Source organism: Xanthomonas sp. WHRI 7065, assembly GCF_040203115.2.
Classification (GTDB): domain Bacteria; phylum Pseudomonadota; class Gammaproteobacteria; order Xanthomonadales; family Xanthomonadaceae; genus Xanthomonas; species Xanthomonas arboricola.
In genome coordinates, this window is the sequence record NZ_CP168194.1 from 4,660,122 (window position 1) to 4,683,827 (window position 23,706).

Here is a 23,706-nt window from a genome sequence, read left to right on the forward strand (position 1 = left end):
CGTGGCGTGGTCGGTGCGGCTCATGGTTCCCATCCGTTGAACGAGGTAAACGCGGGCACATTGTTGAGGCTGGCCACGCACTGCGCATCCAGTGCCTTGGCATTGGCGGTCTGCAGGAACTGGCCCAGCACCTTGGGCATGCAGCCCAGTCGAAACACCCCGTGGCCCTGCCCCGGCGCCACCAGGTGACGGCCATTGGGCAGGCCCTGCAGCACACGCTCGGCATAGCGCGGCGGCGTCACCGGGTCCAGCTCGCCCGACAGCAACAACACCGGCAGGTTGGATTTGAACGGTGCGGCGTCGGCAGCCGGGGTCGGCTTGGTCGGCCAGGCCTTGCAGGGCGCAAAGAACATCTGCGCGACCTCCGCTCCCAGCAAGGTGTCGTCCTTGCCGGATGGCGGCGTGTAGCGGCCGGCGTCTTCGCTGCACAGCACCGACCATTGCATCGGGCGATTCATCTGGTCGGACATGTCCGAGGCGCTCATCTGCGCCAACGCCATCAGCGAGGCGTAACGCCCTGCCGCCGCCTCGTCCAGCACCAGCGGCAACAACGAGGCGGTTTGCGGTACATACGAAAACCCGAACGCCAGGCCGACCACGGTATCGGCCGTCACCTGCTCGTGGTGCAGTTCACCGGTGCGCGGGTCGCGGTAATCCACCGCAACCGGCGCCTGACGCAAGCGCTCCACCACCTGCCGTAGCTGCGTGCGCGTGTCCACCGGAAAGCGTTTGGCGCATGCCGCGTCCTTGCGGCATTGGGTGGCCTGCAACGCGATCGCATCTTCGAACGTGCGCGCGAACTCGCCGCCGATCACCAGATCGTTTGGCGCCACGCCATCGATCACCAGCGTGCGTGTGTGTTGCGGATAGCGCACCGCATAGTGCTGTGCGACCCGGGTACCGTAGGAGCCGCCAATCAGGTTGAGCGTCTGCACGCCCAGTGCGGCGCGCACCGCATCCAGATCGCCAATCGCCTCGCTGGTGGTGAAATAGCGCGGATCGGCATCGTTGCGTAGCCCTTGTGCACATTGGCGTGCGTAATCGGTCAATTGCTCGGCGGTGGCGGCGCTGCTGTTTTCCAGTACGAGCGGCTTGCCGGCGGCATCGCGGCACGCAAGCGGATGCGAACCGCCGGCGCCGCGCTGGTCGACCAGGAAGATGTCGCGCCGCTTGCGGACTTCATGCAGCCCCATGTCCACGATCGCGGCGACCTGGGTGGCCGATTGCCCCGGCCCGCCGGCGATGAAGAACACCGGATCCGGCGTGCTGCCGGCGCCGGCATCGCTTTCCAGCCAGGCGATCTTCAGATCGATGCTGCGCCCGGTCGGCGCGGCCGGGTTTTCCGGCACGCGCAGGCTGGCGCATTGCGCCTCGATATTGCCGGCCACGCTGCCGGAACTCAGCGTGCACGGTGCAAATTGCAGCGTGCCGTAGCGAGTGCCTGCGGCGGTGCCGGTCTGCGGCTTGGCCGCCTGCGGCTGCGCGGTGCCGGGCGTGGCTGCGCCCGCCTTGGGCGCGGCAACTGCGTTTTCAGCCGATTTGTCAGCAGGCTGGCATCCGGTTGCCAGCAATGCGATCAGCAGCGCCGCCACCAGTGTGGGTTGCTTCACCATGTTCACCATCTCTCCTGATAGTTCCTGTCCCCTGACGCCGCATCCGGTCGGGCGTGACCGGTGCGGCTACTGCCCGTCTTCATAAAGAAAGACGTGCTCGATCGATTCCCCGAACAGACGCGCGATGCGAAACGCCAACGGCAGACTGGGATCGTACTTGCCGGTCTCCAGCGCATTGATGGTCTGCCGCGATACGCCCAGTCGCTCGCCCAACTCGCCTTGCGACCAGCCGCTGGCCTCGCGCAATTCGCGCACCCGGCTATTCATTCGAACCGTCGGGCATTGATGCTTTTGGTGACGCCGTAGATGGCGCACAACATCGGAAATACCCACAACATCGCCACCGTCGCGGGGATGTCGATCAGCTCGGCGGCCTGCAGGAACCCGCCGGTCATATACGCGCCGCTGACCAGGCCGGCGGCAATGGCGATCGACTCCAGTTCGATGCGCCGCTGCATTTCGTCCGAGTCGCGCACGTAGCGCGCCACTGCGCGGATCACCAGGGCGACCAGCACGGCCGGCAACAAGGCGATCAGCACGCGCGCCCAGCTCGGATCCACATGCGCAAGCAAGTATCTCCAGATCAGCATCACCACCACATACAAACCCATCGGCACGCCGAATTCGCGGTAATAGCGCCGCGCCAATGCCGGCCGTGTGCTGTCGCGCAGGCTACCGCGCGACAGCAAGAGCAGCAGCGACAGCACCAGGCAGGACACGCCCATGCCGGCACAGAGCCCGGCAAGGTGGGCACTCATCGGCAGCAGCTGCCAGCGACCAAGCGCGCTGACGGCGAGCAGGCCGGCTCCCAGACCGAGCGCCAGTAGCGCATTGCGTTTGCAGCGGCTCATGCGCGTGGCCTCGGGCGCGCCGATGGACGCATTGGCAGGCCAGTGCCTCCCATCCCGGCATTGCCGCGCAGCGGCCGCTGCGCCGACCACGCCGGTGTGCACTCCCATTGCCGATGCTGCTGACGCATTCCCTTCGCCTGTCAAGTCAACTTGACAGGCACGATGCGCCCGACACGTCCGACTGTCAAGCACCCTTTACACATTCGACCGCGTGCAATCCCTGCCCATCGCCACGCAACGCGGGTAGCAGGAAGACGCAAGCACCCCGGGTCCGCAGCACCGGGCCGGAGCTGGGTTACGCTCCGCGATCGAACATTGGCGGGAGCGGTGATGCGTCTGAAGATCTGGTGGGCAATTGCACTGAGCGGCTGCATGGCGAGCTCTGCCATGGCGCAGGCCGCCGCGCCTCGCACGATCGAACTGGATCTGGCCAGCGCCGCTGCGCCGGTCGACCGGTTCTACGATCTGTCGATCGGCTCGGACTTTCCCGGCACCTTGATCCGCAGCGACAGCCAGGCGCAACTGGTTCCGGCGGTGCAGGAGCTGGGGTTTCGCTATATCCGTTTCCACGACGTGTTCCATGACGTGCTCGGCACGGTGAAAGACGTCGACGGCACGCTCGTCTACGACTGGACCAAACTGGATCAGCTCTACGATGCGCTGTTGGCCAAACGCATCCGTCCATTCGTCGAGTTGGGCTTTACGCCTGGCGCGATGAAGACCTCCGAGCAGACGCTCTTCTACTGGAAGGGCAATACCTCGCATCCGGACCCGGCCAAGTGGACGCAGCTGATCGATGCGTACGTGCGCCACATCCGTGCGCGCTACGGTGCCGACGAGGTGCGGCAGTGGTACTTCGAGGTGTGGAACGAGCCCAACCTCAAGGATTTCTGGGAGAACGCCGACCAGCAGGCCTACTTCGACCTGTATGCGAACACCGCGCGCACGATCAAGGCGATCGATCCGCAGCTGCGCGTCGGTGGCCCCTCCACCGCCGGTGCGGACTGGGTGCCGGAACTGCTGGCCTTCGTTGCCAAGCACAAACTGCCGATCGACTTCGTCACCACGCATACCTATGGCGTGGACGGCGGCTTTCTCGATGAGGACGGCAAGCAGGACGTCAAGCTGTCGGCATCGCCGGATGCCATCGTCGGCGATGTGCGCCGCGTGCGTGCACAGATCCAGGCCTCGCCGTTTCCGGATCTGCCGCTGTATTTCACCGAGTGGAGCAGCAGCTACACGCCGCGCGATTTCGTCCACGACAGCTACATCAACGCGCCTTACATCCTGACCAAGCTCAAGCAGGTGCAAGGCCTGGTGCAGGGCATGAGTTACTGGACCTACACCGATCTGTTCGAAGAACCCGGCCCGCCGCCCACGCCCTTCCACGGCGGCTTCGGGCTAATGAATCGCGAGGGCATACGCAAGCCGGCGTGGTTTGCCTATAAATACTTGAACGCGCTCAAGGGCCGCGATATTCCACTGCGCGATGCGCACGCATTTGCGGCGGTGGATGGCCAGCGTATCGCCGCGCTGGCCTGGGATTGGCAGCAGCCGGTGCAGGCGGTGAGCAATACCCCGTTCTATACCAAACAGGTGCCGAGCACCGACAGCGCACCGCTGGTATTCCGCCTGGCGCACGTGCCGGCCGGCAACTACCGGCTGCAGGTGCGCAAGACCGGCTACCGGCGCAACGATCCGCTATCGCTGTACATCGACATGGGCATGCCCAAGGATCTGGCGCCGCGGCAGCTGGCGCAGTTGCAGCAGGCCACGCGCGACACGCCCGAGCAGGACCGGCGCGTGCGCGTCGGCGCCGATGGCGTGGTGGAGATCCACGTGCCGATGCGCAGCAACGATGTGGTGCTGATGACGCTGGAGCCATCGGCGCGCTGAGCGCCCGGTACGCCATTGCGCCTGCAATCAGGCGAGGCGTTGTGTATGGATTGCGTGCGCGCAGCGATGCGCGCAGTTCGGCGCGACGTCCCGACCGTGCATCGTTCGCGACATCGGGTGCGTCATGCGTGCGCTGCGGCATGTCGCGCGCATCGCCGCAGGACACTAAAGGCACGACATCATCAAGGTCCAGCGCGCTGGACCGTCACTCAGTCCGCGCAGCGCACAAGGTGAAAAGCGAATCGGCGTGATCGCATCGACCCGATTTACAGGACTTGAAGCGGCAAACAAAACGTAACGCGCAGTGGTCAGGTGAGAGCAGACGGCGCGGATGAGCTGCAGTGCATGAGTAGTCATGCCGGTTCCGGGCACCGGCCGCGCCCACCTGACGGTGAGCTCAGTCGTTTTGATGGCCGCTCTTACTTGAGATAGGTCTTGAGAATGGCAGTGATGTCGTCGACCGCCAGTTCGCGCTCGCCCAACGCCTCCGGTGCCGCGACGTGATGCTTCAAGTGCTCGCTGAGCAGCTCGACCATCAAGCCCTGCGCCGCGCCACGAAACGCCGCCACCTGCGTCAGCAAGGCGGTGCAGTCCACGTCCTGCGCCAGGGCTTTCTCCAGCCCCTCCACTTGCCCACGGATCCTGCGCACGCGGGCGAGCAGTTTGGATTTGTCCTGATTCAGATGTGCCATTGCCGTATACCCCCTGGGGGTATCTCAGATACCATAGGGGGGTATCGTAGCCAGAGCCCCTTCCGATGTCGATCACGCACGCCGCGCCGCACTGCGCGCAGTCGCACACATTCGCCAGCGCCAACCCGCTTGCCGAGCGCAGCACCCGCAAGGCCGTCATCCTGACCGTGGTCATGATGGTGGTGGAGATCGTCGGCGGCTGGACGCTCAATTCCATGGCCTTGCTCGCCGATGGCTGGCATATGAGCTCGCACGCACTGGCGCTGGGGCTGGCACTGTTCGCCTACCGCTTCGCGCGGCGCAATGCCAACGACCTGCGTTTCAGCTTCGGCACCTGGAAGGTCGAAGTGCTCGGGGGCTATACCAGCGCGATCCTGCTGTTGGGCGTGGCCGGCCTGATGGCGTTCCAGTCGCTGGAACGGTTGTTCTCGCCCAAGCCCATCCAGTACCAGGAAGCCACCGTCATCGCCGTCATCGGCCTGCTGGTCAACCTGATCTGCGCCTGGTGGTTGCGCGACTCGCATGGCCATGACCATGACCATCACCACGGTCACGCCCACGTGCATGACAGTCATGGTCATGGTCATGGTCATGGTCATGGTCATGGTCATGGTCATGGTCATGGTCATGGTCATGGTCATCATGATGCTCATGCCGATCTCAATCTGCGTGCCGCGTATCTGCACGTGGTGGCCGATGCGGCGACCTCGGTCCTGGCGATCGTCGCGCTGCTTGCCGGCATGTACTGGGGCGTGACCTGGCTGGATCCGATCATGGGCATCGTCGGCGCGGTGCTGGTCACCGTGTGGGCATGGGGACTGCTGCGCAGTACCGGCCGCGTGCTGCTGGATGCGGAGATGGATGCACCGGTGGTGGAAGAAGTGAAGCAGGTCATCGCCGAGCTGCCGCATGCCATCGACATCGGCGACCTGCATGTCTGGCGCGTGGGTGGCGATCGTTATGCCTGCATCGTCAGTCTGGTCACTGCGGCCGACATCGATGCGGACCTGGTCCGCGCCGCCTTGCAGATCCACGAAGAACTGGTGCACATCACCGTCGAGTTGCAGCGCCCGCCAGCGGCGCGGGCTGCGGCCTGACGATTCGGCGGCGCGCTGCATTCGGCGCCCTGCAGTAGTGAGCGCGGAATCGGTCAGCGAGAATGCCAGCCCGAGCAGCAGTGGCTCCAGTTGCACCGCGCGCCGGAGCACAGGATGCGACTGCAGCAGCGCACAGTGGGCGGGAGGGATAACCGGGACAGCATCGCAATGCTGTCGAGCAGCCTTGAACGCGTCGGGACCCGCGCACCGGGCGCGATCGGCGGGTGCCGAGCAAGCCAGCCCGGCACCGTGCAACTGGCTCAGGTTTTTGCCGGAGCCGGGCTGACGTATTTCTCGCGGCGGATCTGCGCGTTCGGCAGGCCGGCTGCCTTCAGGGCCTCGATGCAGCTGTCCACCATATCCGGGTTGCCGCACAGGTAGGCAATATCGCCTTGCGCATCGGGCGCGAACTCGGCTAGCTGCTGCTGCACGTAACCGTGCCGCACATCGGCATGCGGCTGCTCGGGCAGCTCGCGCGAGAAGCACGGCACGTAGCGGAACGACGGATGTGCATCGGCAAACGCGCGGAAGTCGTCGCCGTACAACAGCTCGGCCGGCGTGCGTGCTCCTTGCAGCAGCAGCACCTGCACGCCGCGGGTGGCGATCGCCTCGGCCAGCAGCGGCAGCATCGAGCGGTACGGGGTGACGCCGGTACCGGTGGCGATCAGCACATAGCGCTGGTTGTGGTCGCCCGGCGGCAGGCAGAAGCGCCCGTAGGGGCCGCTGGCCTGCAACTGGTCGCCGATCTGCAGGCCTTCGAACAGCGCGGTGGCCGAGCCGCCGGGCACGAAGCTCACCGCGATATCCACCGCCTCGCCCGGTCCGAGCGCATGGTCGTGAATGGTCGCCAGCGAATAGCTGCGCTTGGTCGGCGTACCGTCGGCGGCATCGAAATGGATCTGGATGAACTGCCCGGGCTGGAAATCCAGCGGCTGCCCGTCGTCACGCAGGAACTGGCAGTGGGCCACGGTGGGCGCAATCATGCGCCGGTCGACAAGCTTGAGGGGGAATTGAACGGGCACGAACGTATTTGGGACAGTCTGTGATCGGGGCTTGCCCCCGCGGGCTTCTATAATAACGGCCTGCAACTCGCTGCGCCGTCACGCTGACGCGAAGGAACATCTTGAATTCTCCATCTCCGATCACCGCACCCGCGCTGCGTGTGTGCGATCTGCGCAAGACCTACGACAACGGCACCCAGGCGCTCAAGGGCGTCTCGCTGGACGTGGCGCCAGGCGATTTCTTCGCCCTGCTCGGCCCCAACGGCGCCGGCAAATCCACCCTGATCGGCATCATCAGCTCGCTGGTGAACCTGTCCGCCGGCCAGGTGGAAGTGTTCGGCACCGACCTGGTCGGCCAACGCAGCGATGCGATGCGCCTGATCGGGCTGGTCCCGCAGGAGGTCAACTTCAACCTGTTCGAAAAACCCTTCGACATCCTGGTCAACTACGCCGGTTTCTACGGCATGCCGCGCGCCGAGGCCGAGCGCCTGGCCGAAGCGGAGCTGCGCCGCTCGCACCTGTGGGAAAAGGCCCAGGTGATGAGCCGCACGCTGTCCGGCGGCATGAAGCGCCGGCTGATGATCGCCCGCGCCATGATGACCCAGCCGCGGTTGCTGATCCTGGACGAGCCCACCGCCGGCGTGGACATCGAGATCCGCCGCGACATGTGGCGCGTGCTCAAGGAGATCAACGCCGCCGGCACCACCATCATCCTGACCACGCACTACCTGGAAGAAGCCGAGCACCTGTGCCGCAACCTGGCCATCATCAACCACGGCCAGATCGTCACCCAGGGGCCGATGCGCGAACTGCTGGCCAAGCTCGACGTGGAAGGCTTCCTGTTCGATATAGACGGCGACCTGCCGGCCGAACTGCCGGTGATCGAAGGCACCACGCTCACCGCCATCGATGGCCACACGCTGGACCTGGACATGCCGCGCGCGATGGATCTCAACCGCGTGTTCGCCACGCTCGGCAGCGCCGGCATCCGGGTGCGCTCGATGCGCACCAAGAGCAACCGGCTGGAAGAGCTGTTCGTGCGCCTGACCGGTGACGCCCCGGTACCGGCCACCGCCCCCACGCCTGTCGCCCCCAACGGCACACCGCCAGCGCAGCCGCGCAGCGGAGGCCAGCCATGAACGAGATCCGCACCGTGACCGAACCCACCAACGCGCGCCGCAACTGGATTGCGCTGGGCACCATCGTGCGCCGCGAAGTGCAGCGCATCCTGCGCATCTGGGGCCAGACCCTGGTGCCGCCGGCCATCACCATGACGCTGTACTTCCTGATCTTCGGCGGGCTGATCGGCTCGCGCGTGGGCGACATGGGTGGCTACTCGTACATGCAGTTCATCGTGCCGGGCCTGGTGATGATGAGCGTGATCCAGAACAGCTACGGCAACATTTCCTCCAGCTTCTTCGGCGCCAAGTTCGGCCGGCATGTGGAGGAGCTGCTGGTCAGCCCGATGCCCAACTGGGTGATCCTGTGGGGCTACGTCTCCGGCGCAGTGCTGCGCGGAGTGATGGTCGGCGCGCTGGTGCTGATCATCGCGATGTTCTTCACCCCGGTGCGCATCCCGCACCCGCTGGTCACGCTGACCACGGTGCTGCTGGGCGCGACCATCTTCTCGCTGGCCGGCTTCGTCAATGCGGTGTACGCCAAGAAGTTCGACGACGTGGCGATCGTGCCGACCTTCATCCTGACCCCGCTGACCTATCTGGGCGGCGTGTTCTACTCGGTGAAGCTGCTGCCGCCATGGGCCGAAGCGGCCACCCACGCCAACCCGATCTTCTACATGGTCAATGCGTTCCGCTATGGCCTGCTCGGCAGCTCCGACGTGCCGATCTGGGTCGCCTATGCGCTGATGCTGGGCTTTGTCGCGGTGCTCAGCGCGCTGGCGCTGTGGCTGCTGCGCCGTGGCGTGGGTTTGCGGAGCTGATGACGATGGCGATGCGTATCCTCATCCTCGGTGCCGGCGGCACCGGCGGTTATTTCGGTGGACGCCTGGCGCAGGCCGGTGTCGATGTGACCTTTCTGGTGCGCGATGCACGGGCTGCGCAGCTGCAGGCCGATGGCCTGCGCATTCGCAGTCCATTGGGCGATGCGGATCTGCCGGTGGCGCATGTCACCGCGCAGGACTTGCCGGCCCTGGTGGCGCAGCGGCCGTTCGATCTGGTGATCCTCAGCTGCAAGGCCTACGACCTGGATAGCGCGATCGAGGCGATTGCGCCGGCGGTGGGCGAGCACACGACGGTGCTGCCGATCCTCAACGGCCTGCGCCATTACGCGGCGCTGGACGAGCGTTTCGGTGCCGCACGCGTGCTGGCTGGGCTGTGCTTCATCAGCGCGACCAAGGGCGAGCACGGTGAGATCCTGCACCTGGGCAAGCCGGCGGCGATGACCTTCGGCGAGCGCGATGGCAACGGCGCATCGGCACGCGTGCAGGCGTTTGCGGCGGCCTGCGCGCAGGCCGGCATCGATCATGTGGCCAGCGAGCAGATCGCGCAGGAGCAGTGGATCAAGTACAGCTTCCTCACCGCGCTGGCCGCTGCGACCTGCCTGATGCGTGCACCGGTCGGGGCGATCGTCGCCACCGACGACGGCCGTGCGTTGATCAACGGTTTGTACAACGAGTGCCTGTGGGCCGCCGATGCGGCCGGGCAGCCGATTCCGGAAGCTGCGCGCGCCAAGGCGCTGCAGACCTTGTTGCAGGTGGATTCGCCGCTGAAGGCCTCGATGCTGCGCGATCTGGAAGCCGGCCAGGACGTGGAAGCGGCGCAGATCGTCGGCGACATGTTGAAGCGGGTGCGCGAGACAGGGCGCAACGCGCCGCTGCTGATGGCGGCCAATGTGCATCTGCAGGCGTATCAGGTGTTGCGGCATAGCTGAGGGTGTTGGGGTGTGCGGGCGGTTGTTGGGCTGCGGGTGCACCGTACCCCCATCCGCCCTGCGGGCACCTTCCCCGGCGGGGGAAGGGCTGTGACGTGGAGCGGACGGCTTTTCGTGTAGCGCCGTCCGCCTCTCTGGCACCTCCACGCGTGTCGCGGCTGATTGGCGCCCTTTCGGCGCTGATCGTTGAAGCGGTCTTCGGAAAGAAGCTGACTCCTGATGCCTGCTTCGATCAGGCGCATGCGTTGCATTGGCGCGAGGCGTCGACACACCTCACGCGATACCTCCGCAGCGCGATGCCATCGACGTCGACGTTGCCATTGCCTTCGCGCCATCACGACGCGGTGCGCACGATGCTCTGCATCCCCTCGCCCGTGTCGCCGCCGATGAAACTGCTCAGCCACCTGTTCCGTGCCGGTCACTTCGTGATCCTGGCATTTTTTGTGCTGTGCGCGGCGGGTCTGGTGGCGATGGCCGGGCTGGAGCTGTGGCATGGCTTTACCCCGGGCGGCGACATGGTGGTGCGCGACCGCTTCAACGTGGTGCTGGAGGCGATCGGCCTGCTCACCGTGGCGCTGGTGACGCTGGAACTGGGCCAGACCATCTTCGAGGAAGAGATCCTGCGCGACGTCAAGGTCAGCGGCCCCACGCGCGTGCGCCGCTACCTGTCGCGGTTCTTCGTGGTAATCGTGATTGCGCTGGCGATCGAGACACTGGTGTCGATCTTCGAGCTGATGCACGACGACCCGGCCAAGCTGCCGTATGCGGCGGCGGTGGGCCTGTGCGCGGCGCTGTTGCTGATCGCCTGGGGCGTATTCGTCAAACTCAATCGCAGCGCCGAAGAGCTGGAGCCCGAGGCGATGGCGGAAACCAAGCGCGAGGACCGCGAGGTCGAGGAATAAGCGCCGTCAGCTGCTGACGGCAGGCAGCGGCGGCACCGTGGTCGGCTTGCCGTTGTCGCCGAGCGCGATCATCACGAAGTGGCCGCGGGTACACAGCTCGCGTGCGCCGCTGAGCAGGTCTTCGGCGATCAGTTCCACTTCCACCTTGATCGAACTGCGCCCCACCGACACCACCCGCGCGATGGTTTCCACCATCTGGCCCTGGCGGATCGGCAGCTTGAAATCCACCTGGTCCGAGCGCGCGGTCACCACCGCACGGCGCGCATAGCGCGAGGCGGCCAGGAAGGCGGCCTTGTCCATCCACGCCAGCGCCTGCCCACCGAACAGCGTGCCCATGTGGTTGGTGTGGTTGGGGAACACGATCTCGGCCATGCGGACTTCGGTCGGTGGCTGGGTCTGCAGGCTGTCTGACATGAGGTGTTTCCAGAGAAGGGGGTCGCTGCGCGCCAGGGCGATTGCAGCAGCCTGGCACCAACAGGATAGGCGGTCAGCCGCAGCGGCGTACGCCGGAACGTAGCGCAGTGGTGATTGGCGGCCATCTTGCCGACGCAGGCGCTACGTTGCGCTTGCGCGCGGCTGGCGTTGGCGTGTTGGCCGGTGGCCGGCATTCGGCGTGGCTGTCGTGAACCGCCGCGCGCACGATGGGGTTTGTCGGGACGGCGGTCGCGGCCGGGGCCGCTCCTACGGGAGCATCAAGATTGCGTCGCCATCACTGGGTAAGGCGGCGGGCAGCCATCGCCTCGATGCGATGACGGGCAACCGCAGGTGCGCATGCGGCTGCGCGCCACGGTGGCTCAGAGGCTGGTCTTGACCGCGGTTTCCACCTGCGCCGGCGACTGGAAGCCGGGCAGGCGCGCCACCTCGCTGCCATCGCGGTACAGCGCCAGGGTCGGGGTCTGGCGCAGGCCCAGGTCGCGGAAGAACTCCTCGCCCACCACTTCCAGCTTGACCTTCAACAAGGCCACACCTTCGGCGGCATCGCTGTTGGCGAACTTGTCCAGCGACATGTCGAGCATGCGGCAGCCGGGGCAGTTGTCCTTGTAGAAATCCACCAGCGCGCGCGGATGCGCGGCCAGGGTGGCGGTGTAGTGCTCAGGCGACGTGACGGTAATGGTCTGCATCATGGGGATCGTTCTTGCATTGGGCCAGGACCTCGTCGGTCCAGGCGGCGATGGCCTGCGCGTCGCGCTGGCCGTGGGGCATCTGTTCGATGGTCAAACGCGGGAACGGGCTGGCGAAGAACTGGGCGATGCGATGCACCGCGCCGCAAAAATAGTCCTCGCCCCACTGCGTTTCGCCGGTGCCGAACACCGCCACCCGCGGCGGCTTGCCCAGCGTTTCGACCAATTCGACGATGAAGCGTTTCATCTCTGCCGGCGTACGGCCACCGTTGTCGGTCCAGCTACCGAGCAGAAACAGCTCGTACTGCCCCGGCGCATGCGGCACCTGTGCCAGCGTCTGCACATCGGTTTCCACCCAGGTCACCGCATGCCCGGCCGCTTCGCAGCGCAGTGCAACACTGCGCGCGACATCGCGCGTGTTGCCGCTCAACGAGGCCAGTGCGAGCAGGATGTTCATGAGGCGGGGATTCGGGAGTCGTGATTAGGGATTCGTTTAAAAGCAGGGATTGGAGAGTCGAAGTGGAGATTCGTCAAAGCACATCAAGTTGCTGTTGCAAATCCCGCCTACCCACTCTCCAATCCCGGATCTTGATGATTCGTAAAGCACATCGATGCGGCTGCGACGAATCCCAAATCCCGAATACCTAATCCCGGCTCCTCACAGATCGTCGAAGCCGTTATCCGAATTGGTCTTCTTGTACGAGGCATTGCGCATCTCGAAGAAGTCGGTCTTGGTTTCGGTGAAGTTGTCGGCGTAGGCCTTGATCCACGGCATCACGTTGTCGTTGGCGCCTTCGTACAGCTTCTCGATGCCGAGCATGCCGGCCATCTTGTTGGCGCGGTACTTCACGTAGCGGATCATCTCGTCCACGTCGATGCCGTCGATGCCGTCCAGCACTTCGGCCGTCCACACCGTTTCCAGGTCGATCGCGTGCTCGAACGCCTTGTGCACGTAATCGGTGAGCTGGTCGCCCTGCAGCGCCTGGTTCTCGCCGATGATGGCGCGAATCAGCTCGCTGATGAACTTGGAATGGGCCAGCTCGTCGCGGTTGATGAAGCTGATGATCTTGCCGGTGCCGGTCATGCGGTTCTGGCGGACCAGATTGTAGAAATACGCAAAGCCGGAATAGAAGTTGATGCCTTCCAGGATCGAGGACTGGATCAGCGCGCGGATCAGCGTTTCGGCCGTCTTGTCGCGCATGAAGTCTTCGTAGGCGCCCATGATCGGCGCATTGCGCTTGATGATGGTTGGATGCGTGCGCGCGATCTCGAACACGCGGTTCTGATCGGCCAGGCCGGTGATCGAGGCCAGCACGTAGCTGTAGCTCTCGTTATGGATCACTTCCTGCTGGCCGATGATCGCGGCATTGGCGTGCGCGGCCGGGTCGGTGATGTATTCGGCGACGTTGTAGATGAAGCGCGTCTGCGGCGAATCCAGCGTGGCCAGCAGGCCGATGATCGAGTCGTAGGCATTCTTCTCGCGCGCCGACAGCTCGTTGTACTGGCGCGCGTCGCCCTTCATGTCCACTTCGTCGGGGATCCAGAAGTTGGTCGACAGCTCCTTGTAGGCCCGATAGAAAGACGGGTACGGGATGTCGTTCCAGTTGAGGATGCCGGAGGTTTCGCCATTGATGATGGCGGTGGAGCGGTTCGGGTGACGCGGCTCCAGGATCTTGATGCGCTCAAGCGGTGTTGCGGACATGGGTCTCTACTCGTGTTTCAGGCGTCGCGCGTACGGCGGCGCAACAAATCAATCTGGAGGAAAGCCCCCTGAGTCAGGGGGCGCGCCGAAGGCGCGGGGTGTGGGAGCTGGTGAAGCAGGGTCCACGGTTCGCAACGCGAACCGTGGAAGCGAAGCGCGAATGCGCTTAGCTACCGCATGCGCTTTAGCTCGAACACCACTCGCATTCGCTGATGTCGATGTCGTTGGAGCGCACGTAGTACGTGGTCTTCAGGCCTTCGCGCCAGGCCGTCATGTGCAGGTCCAGCAAGGTGCTCGCACGGATGGTGCTGGGCACGTAGAAGTTGAAGCTGATCGACTGGTCGATATGCCGCTGGCGACGCGCGTTCTGACGCACGCTGGCGAACTGGTCGACCTTGTAGGCGCCCTTTTCGTAGTACGGCCAGGTTTCCAGCGACAGGCCAGGTGCGGCGACCGGACGGCGGAAGTCCTTCTTCTCTTCGTAGTAGAACGCGCTGTAGATCGGGTCGATCGAGGCGGTGGAACCGGCGATCTGCGCGGTGCTCATGTTCGGCGCAACTGCCAGCATCCAGGCATTGCGCACGCCGTTGACGGCCACCTGCGCGGACAGCTCCAGCCACTGCGGGCTGTTGTAGTCGCGCGCACGGAAGTACTCGCCGGTGTGCCAGTCGCTGCCGCGGAACACGCTGTAGGTGCCCTTTTCCTTGGCCAGCTCCATGCTCGCCTGGACGGTCAGATAGTTGATGCGCTCGTACAGCTCGTCGCTATAGTCCTCGGCTTCCTTGGCATTCCAGTGGATGGACTTCTGCGCCAGCAGATGGTGCCAGCCGAAGGTGCCCAGGCCGATGGCGCGGTACTTCTGGTTGGTGATGGTGGCCTGCGGCACCGGCAACTGATTCAGATCGATCACGTTGTCGAGCATGCGCACCTGGATCGGGATCAAGCGCTCCAGCACGTCGGCGCCCAGCAGATCGGCCTGGTCTGCCTGCACGGTGATCGCGCGGCCCAGGTTGATCGAGGACAGGTTGCACACGACGAAGTCGCCGGCCTTCTTGGTGGTGACGATCTGATTGCCGCTGATGATCTCCTGCATCATCCGCGTCGGGCTCATGTTCTGCAGGATCTCGGTGCACAGGTTGGACGAATAGACCATGCCCTCGTGCTTGTTCGGGTTCTTGCGATTGACTTCATCGCGATAGAACATGAACGGGTTGCCCGTTTCCAGCTGGCTGACCATGATCCGCTTGAAGATCTCGATCGCCTTGACCGTCTTGCGGGTGATGCGCTCGTCGGCAACCACTTCCTCGTACTTGCGACGGAAGCTGCTGTTGGCGTCGCCCTTCTTCTCGTCGTAGAAGTCCTGCAGGTACCAGCCCTTGATCCGCTTCACTTCGTGCGGATCGAACAGGTACCAGTCGCCGCGACGCTCGACCGCTTCCATGAACAGGTCTGGGATGCACACCGAGGTGAACACGTCGTGCGCGCGCAGACGCTGGTCGCCGTTGTTCAGCCGGAGATCCAGGAACGCCTCGATGTCGCGGTGGAAGATGTCCAGGTAGACCGCGATGGCGCCCTTGCGCTGGCCCAGCTGATCCACCGACACCGCAGTGTTGTTGAGCTGCTTGATCCACGGCACCACGCCGCCGGAGGAATTGGACACGCCGCGGATCGCCGACCCGGACGAACGCACATAGCCCAGATACGCGCCCACGCCGCCGCCGTGCTTGGACACGCGCGCCACGTCGGTATTGGAGTCGTAGATGCCCTGCAGGCTGTCGTCGACGGTATCGATGAAGCAGCTCGACAGCTGGCCGCCGACCTTGCCTGCGTTTGCCAGGGTCGGGGTGGCCACGGTCATGTACAGGTTGGACAGCGCCCAGTAAGCCTCGCCGACCAGCTGCATGCGGCGCTCGCGGCTACCCTTGCCGTTGCCGATCTCGTCCTGCATCAGGTACAGCGCGATGGTCAGCCAACGCTCCTGCGGCAGCTCGAACACGCCGCGCGAGTTGTCGGTGGCCAGGTAACGCGTGGCCAGCAGGTACAGGCCGTTGTAGGCGAACAGCTTGTCGCGCTCGGGCTCGATCATCTTGCCGGCTTCGATCAGCTCGTCCTTGGAGTAGCGGCGCAGGATGTCGTTGGAATAGACATTGCGGTCGGCCAGGCTCTCCTGCAGGCCGACGAACGAGCCGTACTTCTGGCTGGCGTCGTAGAAACGGTTGCGGCTGGCGCGCTTGTACAGGCGGCGCAGGTATAGGCGCGCGGCAAAGTGCTCCCACTCCGGGGTGGTCAGATCGACGCGGGCCTCGGCCTCGCGGATCAGGTGGTCGACCAGGTCGTCAGCGTTGACGCTGTCCTTGCGGTCGACGAAGCCGAACACCGAGCGCTTGTAGTCGGCCACGTCCAGCTGCGGGAATTCGGCATGGATCTGGTCGATGGCGCGCTCCAGGCGCTCCGGCTCGAACGGAATCCGGCGGTTACCGGCTTCCTTGGTGATCCAGGTGGCGACGGCTTGTTCTTCGATGGTCTGTGCGTGCATTGCAATGGCTTGGCGGGGAGGCGGCACGATGTCCGACGGGTCGGTCAATTCCGGCGCGCCGCAACCGGGCGCGCTGACACTGGCGGGAACGCTGGTGGGTGTTGCGGTACCGGCGGCGATCGCGGCAAGGGTGTCGTTGGTGGTCATGCGTCCTCCATGCGTAGGCACACGAACCCGGCTGGGGACGGGTTGCGGCCGGATCCGGATTCCCTGGACAGCGATGGCGGTGCGCGACGACCAGCACGCAAGACCCACGGTCTGCGGCGGCATCGCCTTCACCAGCCATCTCCTTACCGGAGATTCCACGGCCGCCACCGCGCGGTGTGCTGTCGCGCAGTGGTCGGTGGCGAAACAACCGCGGCGCAACGAGACCACGCCGCCCGCTCCAGGCGACGCCCGGATGGCTGTGATCGTTCGTTGCTGCCGCCGCGGAGAGGCGTTTGATTGGCAACCTGCTGCAAATCATGCTCTCACTGGTCCGGACGCCTTGGGGCGACCAACCACCGACTCCCCCAAGATAGTGGGGTCCCCCGGAGGGGTCAACACCAAATGTAGGAAAATCGCGAAAACCCTTACAGCACAAAGCACTGTCTGACGAACGGTCGGCGCAAGGCTGCGAACCCGTCCAATTGGACTGCGCAGTCAAGGCCCAAACCGGCAATTCTGTCGATCAGTTGGGTCCGGTTGGGTTGGCTGCGACACCCATCGACACTGAAGCTGGTCACAGTTGTGCGATCCCTGCCTCAGGCGGCACCCCACACCTGGGGGGCCTGCCCTGACACCGGCAATGGGAGGAACTCGCCGCTGCCCACTTTGGGTCGAGGGCGCAGCGCCCTCACCGCTCGCGGGACACGCCGTGAACCCGTCCCTGGGGGCTCGGCGGCGGCATCCATGCCGCCACACGGTCCCGCAATCGGCGAGGACACCGCACCAGAAAGTTGGTCAGTGGTCACGTGAAAGCTGCTGTAGCCCATTGCGCATCGGACGCTGAGCCGGCGCGTCATGATCGAACAACGCGCCTCAAGCACGGCTCCTACCGTGCACACCGATCATCCCGACTGGCCCTTGCCCGCTCACCGTCGCGGGACCTTACGCGGCATGGATGCCGCGTAAGAGCCTACAAGGACGTACTTGCGGCGTGTCCTGCGAGGGTGGGCGGGCAAGGGCCCGGCAGCAAACTCACAGCGTAGAGGGCGCGGCGAGGACACCGCACCGATTGCCGGTTGCTTTGTCGAAAACCATGCACACCGGCCATCCCGACTGGTCCTTGCCCGCCCACCGTCGCGGGACCTTACGCGGCATGGATGCCGCGTAAGAGCCTACAAGGACGTACTTGCGGCGTGTCCCGCGAGGGTGGGCGGGCAAGGGCCCTGCAGCAAACCCACACCGTCGAGGTCGGGCGTGCAAAGGCAATGCAGCCAAGCCACCGACCAGCCGCGCCATCCGATGGCCACGAAGGCACTGTCAGCCGCTCTCAAGTAAACGGCGTGACGCCTTGCGCGCTGCCCGTGCGCGGGAATCAGATCTCGGTCGGGCCGATGTGGTGCCGCTTGCGGTAGCGGATCGACGACCACACCGAGGCGGCGATGAAGGCCACGCCGATCAGGCCGGTCAGCACTTCAGGCACGTGGTACACGGTGCCGACCAGCATGATGATCGCCAGCACGCCGATGGCGTAATGGGCGCCGTGCTCCAGGAACACGAATTCGTCCAGCGTGCCCTTGTGCACCAGATAGACCGTCATCGAACGCACGAACATTGCGCCGATCGCCAGGCCCAGCATGATGATGACCACATCGCGGGTGATCGCGAACGCGCCGATCACCCCGTCGAATGAGAACGAGGCGTCCAGCACTTCCAGGTACAGGAAGGCGGCAATGCCCGAGCGCTTGGCCGGGCCCATGCCGTCTTCGCTCTCTTCGGACTCGAACAAGGCATCCACGCTGCCGACCAGCAGGTAAAGAAGGATGCCGCCCAGGCCGGCGAACAGCACGCTCTGGAAGATGGCCTCGGGCAGGAACAGCTTGGTGCCCAGCAGCACCGTCACCGCCACGATCACCGACATCGCATCGGCCTTGCCCAGCTTGCCGACCAGCCGTTCCACCGGGCCGAGCCAGTGCAGCTTGCGCTCCTGGTCGAACAGGAAGTTCAGGAACACCAGCAGCAGGAACATGCCACCGAAGGCGGCGATGGACGGGTAGTTGTCGGTCAGCACCTGGCTGTAGCGGTCCGGCTCCTTCAGCGCCATCTGCATCACCGGCACCAGGCCCATGCCGGTGGCCACCGACACGATCACGATCGGAAACACCAGGCGCATGCCGAACACCGCGATCAGAATGCCGACGGTGAGGAACAGCTTCTGCCAGAACGCGTTCATGTGCTTGAGCACACCGGCGTTGACCACCGCGTTGTCGAACGACAACGACACCTCCAGCACGCTCAGCACCAGGCACAGCCACAGCGCCTGCCAGATGCCCATCGAGGAGGTATGACCCCACCAGGCAGCCAGGCCCAGGCAGATCGCTGTGACCAAAAACGACATTCTGAAATCGCGGAACATTGACACTCCCAGGCGGGCCGAGACGACAGCCGAAGCAACCGGCCAGGGTGAGGCCCGGCAGATCCGGCATGCGGTGGAGGATGGGGGACCGCGGCGTGACGCTAGGTCAGGCCGGGCGTGGCTCGCCCATTATAGGGAGTGTCACCGCCATCAGGGTCGCATCGTCCGGATCCGGGCGGACCCCGAAGCCCAGGCTCTGGCACATTGCCAGCATGGTGCGGTTCTCGCGCAGCACCTGGCCTTCGATCTGCTTCAGGCCCAGCCAGCGCGCGTACTCGATCATGATGCGCATCAGCTGCCAGCCGATGCCGTGGCCCTTGAGGTCGGAGCGGATCAGGATGCCGTATTCGCCGCGCTCGTAGTCGGCGTCGGCATGCAGCCGCACCGCGCCGAGCATGTCGCCGGTCTTGGGGTCGATGGCCACCAGCGCGATCGAGCGCGCGTAATCGAGCTGGGTCAGCCGCGCGATGAATTCGTGGCTGAAATGCTTGACCGACTGGAAGAAGCGCAGCCGCAGGTCCTCGTCGGTGACCCGCGCGAAGAACGCGCGGAACAGCGCATCGTCTTCCGGGCGCACCGGGCGCACCAGCGCATGCGTGCCATCGCCCAGCCCGATCTGGCGCTCCCATTCCTTCGGGTACGGAAAGATCGCAAAGCGTGGATGGCCGCGGCCCTTGTGCAGCTTGCGCGCCGGCGCCACCGCCACGCGCGCGTCCAGCGCGATCACGCCATCGCGGTCGGCCAGCAGCGGGTTGATGTCCAGCTCGGTGATTTCGGGGATGTCGGCGGCCAGCTGCGCCAGCTTGACCAGCACCAGCGCCACCGCGCGCTCGTCCGCGGCCGGCACGTCGCGGTAGGCCTTGAGGATGCGCGACACCCGCGTGCGCCCGATCAGCTCGTGGGCCAGGCGCAGATCCAGCGGCGGCAATGCCAGCTCACGGTCGTTGATCACTTCCACCGCGGTGCCGCCGCGGCCGAACACGATCGCCGGGCCGAACACCGGGTCGTCGGCGATCCCGGCGATCAGTTCGCGCGCCTTGGGCCGCAGCACGGTGGGCTGCACGATCACTCCTTCGATCAGCGCATTGGGATGCGCGGCACGCGCACGCGCCAGGATGCCGGTCGCCGCTTCGCGCACCGCCGCCACGCTGGACAGGTTCAGGCGCACGCCATCCACATCGGACTTGTGCGCGATGTCGCTGGACAACACCTTCAAGGTCACCGTGCGGCCGACGGCCAGTAACGGGTCGGCCAGCAATGCGGCCTCGTTGGCGGTGGCGGCCACCTGCAGCGGCACGATCGGGATGCCGTAGGCGGCCAGCAGGCGGTTGGTGGCGACCGGGTCCAGCCAGCGCCGACCGGCGGCCAGGGCGTCGTCAACCACCGCCCGGGCGATGCCGGCATCCACCACGAAATCTTCCGGCAGGCTGGGTGGGGTCTCCATCAACGCCGCCTGCGCCTCGCGGTAGCGCACCAGGTGGGTGAAGCCGCGCACCGCGTCCGATTCGGTCGCATAGGTGGGCACGCGCGCGGCATTGAGCGCGGCGATTGCCGCGTCGTCCTGGCCCAGCCATACCGCGAACACCGGCTTTTCGCGCTGGTAGCGGTTGCGTTGGTCCAGCGCGCGGGTCAGCGCCTTGGCCGCATCGGCCGAGGAGGTGAACGCGGTGGGCACGTTGACCACCAGCAGCGCGTCGTTCTCCGGGTCGTCCAGCAAGGCTTCGATCGCCGCGGCATAACGCGGCCCGTCGGCATCGACGATGATGTCGACCGGATTGCTGCGCGACCAGCCCTGCGGCAGCGACTGATCCAGCCGCTCCAGCGTCTTGGCCGACAGCTCGGCCAGGGTGCCGCCGCGCAGCACCAACTGGTCCACCGCCAGCTGCCCCACCCCGCCGCCGTTGCTGAGGATGGCCAGCCGCCGGCCGGGAAAACTGCCGAGCCGGCCCAGGGTTTCGGCGGCGGCGAACAATTCGTCAAGCGCGCCCACCCGCAGCAGGCCGGCACGTGCGAATGCCGCGCCATACACCGCGTCCGAGCCGGCCAGCGCCTGCGCGTGGGTGTCGGCATTGGGATTGATGCGGAACTGGCGCCCGGACTTGACCACCACCACCGGCTTGGCGCGCGCGGCGGCGCGTGCGGCCGACATGAACTTGCGCGCATCGCCGATGCGTTCGACGTACAGCAGGATCGCGCGGGTGCGGTAGTCGGTGGCGAAGTAGTCGAGCAGATCGCCGAAATCCACATCCAGCGTATCGCCCAGCGACACCACCGCCGAGAACCCGACCGAGCGCGCCACGCCCCATTCCACCAGCGCGGCGGCAATCGCGCTGGATTCGGAGATCAGCGCCAGGTCGCCGGCCTGCGGGCAATGCGCGGCGATGCTGGCATTGAGCCGCGCATGCGGAGCGATCACACCCAGGCAGTGCGGGCCGAGGATGCGCATGCCCTTGGCGCGCGCGGCTGCCTCCATGCGCGCGGCCGGCGAGCCGGGGCCGCTGCCCAGCCCGGCGGTGAGGATGATCGCCGCAGCCACCCCGCGCCGCGCCGCGATCGACACGATGCGCGGCACGATGCGCGCCGGCGCGGTGATCACCACCAGGTCCGGCACCCAGGGCAGATCGGTCAGCCGCGCCACCGTGCGCACGCCATCGATCTCGCTGTAACGCGGGCTCACCCAGCCGATCTGCCCGGGAAACCCGGCCGCGCGCAGGTTGCGCACCACCGCCCGCCCGGCCGAGCGATCGCGCGGACTGCCGCCGACCACCGCCACGGTGGTGGGACGAAAGACCTGCTGCAGGTGGTAGGTACTCATGGCTAGAAGAGACGACGGGAAACGGACACGGTACACGTCGGCCCGAGCGCACGTCATCGATCCCGCAGCGAAGAAGCGCGACACAGCGCCTGCTATTGTTGTGAACGATTCCCATTTTCGTTAATATCCCGTGGTCAGCCAGCTTCCTGCGCCGCCCCGCGCCCCTCCGCCAGCGACTTACTCGGAACAGGGCCCCCCATGAAACTGCTGACCTTGTCGGCGCTGCTGCTCGCTGCCTCCGCCTCTGCGCACACCCCTTATCTGGCACCCAATACCTTCGCGCCCCAGCCCGGCCAGACGGTGACCCTGGACGCAGCCTTCGCCGAGACCTTCTTCGTCCCGGAAGCGGCCTTCGACCAGAGCCACTTCAGCATCACCGGGCCCGACGGCCGCGATGTGGAACCGGCCCGGGTGCAGGCGCTCGACACCCGCACCGTGCTCGAACACACCCTGGGCAAACAGCCCGGCACCTACCGGGTCAGCAGCGGCCTGCGCGTGGGGGCGCAGTTCCGCACCTGGGAGCTGGACGGCAAGCGGCAGACCGTGCGCGACCCCAACGTGGCCATGCCCAAGGGCGCCACGCTGATCTCCAGCTTCCAGTCGCGCACTTTGGCGGAAACCTATCTGAGCGTCGGCAAGCCTGATCGCCGCGCGCTGGCACCGCGCAACCGCGGGCTGGAACTGGTGCCGGTGACGCACCCCAACGACCTGTATGTCGGCGAGAGCTTCGCCTTCACGGTGCAGTACGACGGCGTGCCGCTGGCCAGGCAGACCGTGGACATCAGCGAGGCGGTGTGGACCTCCGACCGCAAGCCGACGCAGGTCAGCGTGACCACCGACGCCGCGGGCCGCGCGACCTTGAAGCTGGACCACGCCGGCACCTGGCTGGCGCTGACCCGTCACCGCACCCCGGCCCCGGCCGATGCCCCGGTGCGCGAGTACAGCAACAGCACCACGCTCACCTTCCAGGTGCTCGAACAATAGCGTTGCGCAACCGCTAACCGCGGTTGCATCGCCCTGGCAGCATGACACTACCGGCGCGGCCATCCGCCCGGCACCGCACTCCACCTGCAGGCCCAGCCAGCGCCACGGCCCGGCACCGTTTCTCCCCTCAAGAGGCAATCCATGAACACTGGCTCCCTGGCCGGCGCGTATCTGTGCGCGCTGTTACTTCCTGCCAGCGCTCTCGCCCAATCTGACCCGCGCCCGCTGCTCGGCGGGCACGGCAACAACGTGCAGGCCTTCATCACCCAGCATGACGACGACGGCGACGGCCGCATCACCGCCGCCGACTTCGCGGCCTTCCGCCGCGCCCGCTTCGACGCCACCGACCGCAACCACGACGGCAGCGTCGACGAGAACGAATACGTGGCCGAGTTCCGCCAACGCCGCCAGCGTGCGCTGGAGCAGGAACGCGGCGTACAGGCGGCACAGGGCCGGACCCGCTTTGCCGCCCTGGACGCCGATGGCGACGGGCAGGTGTCGCGCGCCGAATTCGACGCGGCCGGCGCGCAGGACTGGACGCGCGGTCAGGCGGCGCTGGCGGCAGCGGCCAAGGATGCGCCTGCCGATCGGACGCAGGCCTTCGACCGCGACGGCGGCCGCCCGGGTATGACCGACAGCGGCTCGGCCGAGGGCTTTCTCGCGCTGTACGACGAAAACGGCGACGGCAAGGTGGGCCGCAAGGAATACGCGGACCTGCGTACGGCGCAGTTCGTCAGTGCCGATGCCGACCGCAACGCGGCGCTGTCGCTGGACGAGTACCGGGTGGAATTCGAAGACCGCCTCAACCGCCGCCTCACCGCGCTCGAACAGGCCGACGACCGCCAGGTGCATGTGCGTTTCACCGTGCTCGACACCGACAAGGACCAGCGCATGAGCTTTGCCGAGTACCAGGCCTCGGGCCTGCGCACCTTCGCCCGCGTTGACCGCAACCACGACGGCGTGGTCGATGCCGGCGATGCCGCGTTGCCGCCGCCGGCGCCTGCGACTGCGCCGGCCACCACGCCGGCCCGGGCCGACTGACCTCCC

General features: G+C 66.0%; 20 protein-coding genes and 1 other RNA gene. 8 read left to right on the top strand and 13 right to left on the bottom strand.

The features are described 5' to 3' along the window. Positions 1–20: 20 nt before the first annotated feature. From ABQY64_RS19445 to ABQY64_RS19455, 3 genes are read right to left on the bottom strand one after another with little or no spacing between them, the layout of a single operon-like run. A complete protein-coding gene (locus tag ABQY64_RS19445; protein ID WP_349780577.1) occupies positions 21–1,619 on the bottom strand; it encodes an alpha/beta hydrolase in 1,599 nt (532 codons plus the stop codon). 60 nt (positions 1,620–1,679) lie between these two features. Next, entirely contained in the window at positions 1,680–1,880 is a 201-nt protein-coding gene (locus tag ABQY64_RS19450) for a helix-turn-helix transcriptional regulator (RefSeq protein ID WP_016903655.1), read from the bottom strand. Continuing rightward, positions 1,877–2,464, bottom strand: coding sequence for a hypothetical protein (locus ABQY64_RS19455; RefSeq protein WP_349780578.1), 588 nt, complete (start codon positions 2,462–2,464; stop codon positions 1,877–1,879). Before ABQY64_RS19455 ends, ABQY64_RS19450 begins: the two co-directional genes overlap by 4 nt. 330 nt (positions 2,465–2,794) lie before the next feature. On the opposite strand from ABQY64_RS19455, the gene ABQY64_RS19460 reads away from it, so the two are divergent. Further along, positions 2,795–4,360 (top strand): beta-xylosidase, encoded by a 1,566-nt coding sequence (locus ABQY64_RS19460; RefSeq protein WP_349780579.1) that lies wholly within the window; start codon positions 2,795–2,797, stop codon positions 4,358–4,360. Positions 4,361–4,642: 282 nt separating this feature from the next. Here ABQY64_RS19460 and ABQY64_RS19465 read toward each other — a convergent pair. Further along, positions 4,643–4,717: non-coding RNA, sX9 sRNA (locus ABQY64_RS19465), on the bottom strand. A 62-nt stretch (positions 4,718–4,779) separates the two neighbouring features. Continuing rightward, entirely contained in the window at positions 4,780–5,052 is a 273-nt protein-coding gene (locus ABQY64_RS19470; RefSeq protein ID WP_039514053.1) for a metal/formaldehyde-sensitive transcriptional repressor, read from the bottom strand. 65 nt (positions 5,053–5,117) lie between these two features. On the opposite strand from ABQY64_RS19470, the gene dmeF reads away from it, so the two are divergent. After that, complete coding sequence (gene dmeF, locus ABQY64_RS19475) at positions 5,118–6,149, top strand: CDF family Co(II)/Ni(II) efflux transporter DmeF (protein WP_349780580.1); 1,032 nt, start codon at positions 5,118–5,120, stop codon at positions 6,147–6,149. Positions 6,150–6,409: 260 nt separating this feature from the next. Here the strand turns inward: dmeF and ABQY64_RS19480 are convergent, their stop codons facing one another. Further along, positions 6,410–7,237 (bottom strand): ferredoxin--NADP reductase, encoded by an 828-nt coding sequence (locus tag ABQY64_RS19480; RefSeq protein ID WP_080716243.1) that lies wholly within the window; start codon positions 7,235–7,237, stop codon positions 6,410–6,412. A gap of 35 nt (positions 7,238–7,272) precedes the next feature. Between ABQY64_RS19480 and ABQY64_RS19485 the strand changes: the two genes are divergently transcribed. The 4 genes from ABQY64_RS19485 (at position 7,273) to ABQY64_RS19500 (ending at position 10,941) form a co-directional block, all read left to right on the top strand. Continuing rightward, positions 7,273–8,289 (top strand): ABC transporter ATP-binding protein, encoded by a 1,017-nt coding sequence (locus ABQY64_RS19485; protein WP_039521112.1) that lies wholly within the window; start codon positions 7,273–7,275, stop codon positions 8,287–8,289. Further along, positions 8,286–9,089, top strand: a complete 804-nt coding sequence (locus ABQY64_RS19490; RefSeq protein WP_016903649.1) for an ABC transporter permease — start codon at positions 8,286–8,288, stop codon at positions 9,087–9,089. Before ABQY64_RS19485 ends, ABQY64_RS19490 begins: the two co-directional genes overlap by 4 nt. A 5-nt stretch (positions 9,090–9,094) precedes the next feature. Then, positions 9,095–10,039, top strand: coding sequence for a 2-dehydropantoate 2-reductase (gene panE / locus ABQY64_RS19495; RefSeq protein ID WP_349780581.1), 945 nt, complete (start codon positions 9,095–9,097; stop codon positions 10,037–10,039). Between the two features lie 386 nt (positions 10,040–10,425). Next, positions 10,426–10,941 carry a hypothetical protein gene (locus ABQY64_RS19500; protein ID WP_016903647.1) on the top strand — a complete coding sequence of 172 codons (516 nt, stop codon included), beginning with the start codon at positions 10,426–10,428 and terminating at the stop codon, positions 10,939–10,941. A gap of 6 nt (positions 10,942–10,947) precedes the next feature. On the opposite strand, the gene ABQY64_RS19505 is transcribed toward ABQY64_RS19500, so the two are convergent. The 7 genes from ABQY64_RS19505 to ABQY64_RS19535 form a co-directional block, all read right to left on the bottom strand. Next, a complete protein-coding gene (locus ABQY64_RS19505; protein WP_228607995.1) occupies positions 10,948–11,355 on the bottom strand; it encodes an acyl-CoA thioesterase in 408 nt (135 codons plus the stop codon). A 380-nt stretch (positions 11,356–11,735) separates the two neighbouring features. Then, complete coding sequence (locus ABQY64_RS19510) at positions 11,736–12,062, bottom strand: thioredoxin family protein (protein WP_039514063.1); 327 nt, start codon at positions 12,060–12,062, stop codon at positions 11,736–11,738. After that, on the bottom strand, positions 12,034–12,519 hold the full coding sequence (locus tag ABQY64_RS19515) for a flavodoxin (RefSeq protein ID WP_039521114.1): 486 nt from the start codon (positions 12,517–12,519) through the stop codon (positions 12,034–12,036). The genes ABQY64_RS19510 and ABQY64_RS19515 overlap by 29 nt, the downstream gene beginning before the upstream one ends. A 201-nt stretch (positions 12,520–12,720) precedes the next feature. After that, the gene (locus ABQY64_RS19520; protein WP_039521116.1) at positions 12,721–13,764 is read right to left on the bottom strand and encodes a ribonucleotide-diphosphate reductase subunit beta; all 1,044 of its coding nucleotides are present in this window, start codon (positions 13,762–13,764) and stop codon (positions 12,721–12,723) included. 184 nt (positions 13,765–13,948) lie between these two features. Then, positions 13,949–16,447: a ribonucleoside-diphosphate reductase subunit alpha gene (locus ABQY64_RS19525; RefSeq protein WP_228607997.1), complete on the bottom strand. Its 2,499-nt coding sequence runs from the start codon at positions 16,445–16,447 to the stop codon at positions 13,949–13,951. A gap of 1,372 nt (positions 16,448–17,819) precedes the next feature. Further along, positions 17,820–18,860, bottom strand: a complete 1,041-nt coding sequence (locus ABQY64_RS19530) for a DUF475 domain-containing protein (protein ID WP_102255111.1) — start codon at positions 18,858–18,860, stop codon at positions 17,820–17,822. Positions 18,861–18,966: 106 nt separating this feature from the next. Then, on the bottom strand, positions 18,967–21,675 hold the full coding sequence (locus ABQY64_RS19535; protein ID WP_039521122.1) for a bifunctional acetate--CoA ligase family protein/GNAT family N-acetyltransferase: 2,709 nt from the start codon (positions 21,673–21,675) through the stop codon (positions 18,967–18,969). A gap of 198 nt (positions 21,676–21,873) precedes the next feature. On the opposite strand from ABQY64_RS19535, the gene ABQY64_RS19540 reads away from it, so the two are divergent. Both ABQY64_RS19540 and ABQY64_RS19545 read left to right on the top strand, forming a co-directional pair. Beyond that, on the top strand, positions 21,874–22,659 hold the full coding sequence (locus ABQY64_RS19540) for a DUF4198 domain-containing protein (protein WP_104598598.1): 786 nt from the start codon (positions 21,874–21,876) through the stop codon (positions 22,657–22,659). A gap of 141 nt (positions 22,660–22,800) precedes the next feature. After that, complete coding sequence (locus ABQY64_RS19545; RefSeq protein WP_349780309.1) at positions 22,801–23,700, top strand: EF-hand domain-containing protein; 900 nt, start codon at positions 22,801–22,803, stop codon at positions 23,698–23,700. The last annotated feature ends 6 nt before the right edge of the window (positions 23,701–23,706 follow it).

Coding starts and splice junctions, on each gene's coding strand:
- ABQY64_RS19450 (WP_016903655.1), bottom strand. CDS start 1,880: ATGAATAGCCGGGTGCGCGAATTGCGCGAGGCCAGCGGCTGGTCGCAA.
- ABQY64_RS19455 (WP_349780578.1), bottom strand. CDS start 2,464: ATGAGCCGCTGCAAACGCAATGCGCTACTGGCGCTCGGTCTGGGAGCC.
- ABQY64_RS19460 (WP_349780579.1), top strand. CDS start 2,795: ATGCGTCTGAAGATCTGGTGGGCAATTGCACTGAGCGGCTGCATGGCG.
- ABQY64_RS19470 (WP_039514053.1), bottom strand. CDS start 5,052: ATGGCACATCTGAATCAGGACAAATCCAAACTGCTCGCCCGCGTGCGC.
- dmeF (WP_349780580.1), top strand. CDS start 5,118: ATGTCGATCACGCACGCCGCGCCGCACTGCGCGCAGTCGCACACATTC.
- ABQY64_RS19490 (WP_016903649.1), top strand. CDS start 8,286: ATGAACGAGATCCGCACCGTGACCGAACCCACCAACGCGCGCCGCAAC.
- panE (WP_349780581.1), top strand. CDS start 9,095: ATGGCGATGCGTATCCTCATCCTCGGTGCCGGCGGCACCGGCGGTTAT.
- ABQY64_RS19500 (WP_016903647.1), top strand. CDS start 10,426: ATGAAACTGCTCAGCCACCTGTTCCGTGCCGGTCACTTCGTGATCCTG.
- ABQY64_RS19505 (WP_228607995.1), bottom strand. CDS start 11,355: ATGTCAGACAGCCTGCAGACCCAGCCACCGACCGAAGTCCGCATGGCC.
- ABQY64_RS19510 (WP_039514063.1), bottom strand. CDS start 12,062: ATGCAGACCATTACCGTCACGTCGCCTGAGCACTACACCGCCACCCTG.
- ABQY64_RS19515 (WP_039521114.1), bottom strand. CDS start 12,519: ATGAACATCCTGCTCGCACTGGCCTCGTTGAGCGGCAACACGCGCGAT.
- ABQY64_RS19520 (WP_039521116.1), bottom strand. CDS start 13,764: ATGTCCGCAACACCGCTTGAGCGCATCAAGATCCTGGAGCCGCGTCAC.
- ABQY64_RS19525 (WP_228607997.1), bottom strand. CDS start 16,447: ATGACCACCAACGACACCCTTGCCGCGATCGCCGCCGGTACCGCAACA.
- ABQY64_RS19530 (WP_102255111.1), bottom strand. CDS start 18,860: ATGTTCCGCGATTTCAGAATGTCGTTTTTGGTCACAGCGATCTGCCTG.
- ABQY64_RS19535 (WP_039521122.1), bottom strand. CDS start 21,675: ATGAGTACCTACCACCTGCAGCAGGTCTTTCGTCCCACCACCGTGGCG.
- ABQY64_RS19540 (WP_104598598.1), top strand. CDS start 21,874: ATGAAACTGCTGACCTTGTCGGCGCTGCTGCTCGCTGCCTCCGCCTCT.
- ABQY64_RS19545 (WP_349780309.1), top strand. CDS start 22,801: ATGAACACTGGCTCCCTGGCCGGCGCGTATCTGTGCGCGCTGTTACTT.